This is a genomic window from Methylobacterium sp. M6A4_1b (assembly GCF_053345175.1).
Genome location: NZ_JBKEZQ010000075.1, coordinates 1 through 2,559 on the forward strand (window position 1 = coordinate 1; position 2,559 = coordinate 2,559).

Sequence of the window (2,559 nt, forward strand, 5' to 3'; positions counted from 1 at the left end):
GCCTTCCCCACCAAGCACCGTGTCGCTACCCGAGCCGCCATCGAGGTAGTCATTACCCCGCCCACCATCTAGATAATCGTTGCCCTGACCGCCATACAAACCAGCTTAAACAGTAATGTACGAGAATGTCCCAAACGGGACGGATATACTGCCCGATTCGTCCCCGTCTCCGCCAAGTATTGTATCGTTTCCATCCTGCCCATATATTGAGTCTGTACCCGCACCGCCATCAAGATAGTCAGCCCCACTTGTTGCCGTTGAAAACGGGGTATAATTCACTCCAGCATCATTTGAAGAGTACGAAGTCGATCCACCTGCTAAAAAATCGTTTCCTCCACCACCATATATGTTGTCCCCTAACTGTCCGCCCGAAATGTTGTCTGAACCATCCCCTCCGTAGAGATTACCAAATGTTAGCGGATTGGCATAATACACGGTTAAGAAATCATCGCCTGTGCCGCCATCAAAGACACTAAAACCTTCTAGATTAGCTTATAAGTAGTCATTTCCATCAAGACCATACAAGTTATTTTATCCGCGTATACTGTTGTCGCTATCAAGATTTACAATATACGTTATCATCACAGCATTCCTTTCGGCAATTCGCGCGTGTGGTGAGTACAATGCCCAATTATAGCCCAGTGTCTATTGTCCGTGAGACACAGCAACTACGGTTCCGTCGCGGATGCCTAGTTAGGGCACGAAAAACCAGCCGCGGCGTTGGCCGGGTCAATGAAGTCGACGCTACCGGCAAGCCTCACGTCAGCCACACTGCTGCATCAACAGGCTCGCCGAACGGAAAGGGGCGTAGGCATGGGCGCAACACAGGCAGCGGCGACGCAGGCGAATGAGGTGGATCTCCTCGTCGAGCAGTACCTCGACCAGTCAGGGGGCAATGCGATGGTAGCCCTTCGCCGAGTTGTATCGGACGCATTGGCCGATGCCGTCGACAATCGATTGAAGCTGCAGGAAAGAGAGCGCGCGGCTTCTCGGGGCTACATGCGCCACCCCATATGCACCTAATAACGGAAAAATCGCCACGACTGGAGCCGGGTGGGTCAGAAACCCACTTTCCGCGCGGAGGCATCGGGAGCTTCTGCGCCTGGCTGTCCGGGTGGTACTTTGGTGCTGGAGCAGGAGCTTGCCGGCTCTTTTCCCATCCTTTCTGCCCGTCAACTAGCACTACTTTGGCAGATTGATCTCAAGGTGGTTGATTGAGCACAGCATCACAGTGCGGGCATCGCCGCGGTGGTGGCCGACTGAGGTGATCCAGGATGGCCTGTCGGATCGCCGGCATCGAGGGCTGAGGCGGTGGGCAGGCGATTCTTTTTTTTCCGCCCCGCCGCTGCGAGGCGGCGGGACTGGAGGAAGGCGTAGGCCATCATCGTCATCAGCGCGTGTCGATGCAGTCCCGTCCAGGATCGGCCCTCGAAGTGGTCGAGGCCGAGTTCCTCCTTCATCTGCTGGTGGGCCTGCTCGCAGATCCAGCGCGCCTTGATCGTAGCGGCGAGCTGCTTGAGGGTCGCGTCGGCGGCCAGGTTCGAGAGATAGAACTTGCGCTCGCCCGAGCCTCGCTCCTCGCTCCTCGCGCACCAGCTAGACGGCTTCCCCGGGCAGGTGCTGGTTGCCTTGTGTACCGATCCGTTGCGTCGGACCGTCTGCCATCCGGATGCGCAACGCACAGAAGCGAGCCCGCAGCCGACCCTTGGTCCCGTGCCGCCAGGTCACCGACCGGCCGGTCATGTCTGCCAGGATCGCCTCGGCCGCGACGGAGACCTGATCCGGCACATGACGCTGGCGCGGTCGCCCACGCCCCGAGACGGGGAAGATCATCGCCACGTCGGCCGGGTAGACCTTGTTGCGTCCCGAAATCCCGACGGCCCATCTCAGGCCGCGCGCTCAGGGCCTGTCGGAACGGGGCGGAGCAGCCATAACCCGCATCGACCAGCACACAGCCGAAGCGCACGCCACCCTCTCGGACCCGATCGATCTCCGTGACCGCGATCTCCAGCTTGGTGCGGGCTGCGCGCCGATCCTCGGGAACGCCGGCCCTGGCCATCCGGTCCGGGTCGGCCGTCCAGGTCTCGGGCAGGAACAGCGCCAGGCCGACCGCCACGGGCACCTCGCCGCGCGCCAGCGTGAGCGACACCAGCGTCTGGCAGTTGGCGGTCTTGCCCAGCGTGGTGGCGTATTGCGGCGCGACCCCGACCGAGTTGTTGCCCTTCTTCGGCAAGGCGGTGTCGTCGACGACGAGGATCGCATCTGCACCGCCGACCAAGCGATCGGCCTCGTAGAGAAGCGCCTGCTGAAGCGGCGCCTCATCCCAGATCCCGGCGGCGATGAAGTGGTGCAGCCGATCATAGGGAACCCCATCGTTCCGCGCCGCTATCGGCTGGACGCTCTTGCGGTCGCCAAGGCCGATCAGACCGGCCACGTAGAGGGGGCACATCGCCCGGCGTGCCGAATGCGACAGGCCCGCCAGGAACGGCTGCAGCCATCGATCCAGATCGTCACGCCATCCGCCAGCACCTGACATCGCGCGCACCCACGCTCATGACC

1 protein-coding gene and 2 pseudogenes are annotated in these 2,559 nt (G+C 61.0%); all 3 read right to left on the reverse strand.

The window, feature by feature from the left end:
- Positions 1–99: pseudogene (locus ACLBWX_RS23080) on the reverse strand (calcium-binding protein); the annotation flags it as partial.
- Between the two features lie 6 nt (positions 100–105).
- Positions 106–435 (reverse strand): calcium-binding protein, encoded by a 330-nt coding sequence (locus ACLBWX_RS23085; RefSeq protein WP_447679227.1) that lies wholly within the window; start codon positions 433–435, stop codon positions 106–108.
- Between the two features lie 791 nt (positions 436–1,226).
- Positions 1,227–2,536: pseudogene (locus tag ACLBWX_RS23090) on the reverse strand (IS701 family transposase).
- Positions 2,537–2,559: the final 23 nt, after the last annotated feature.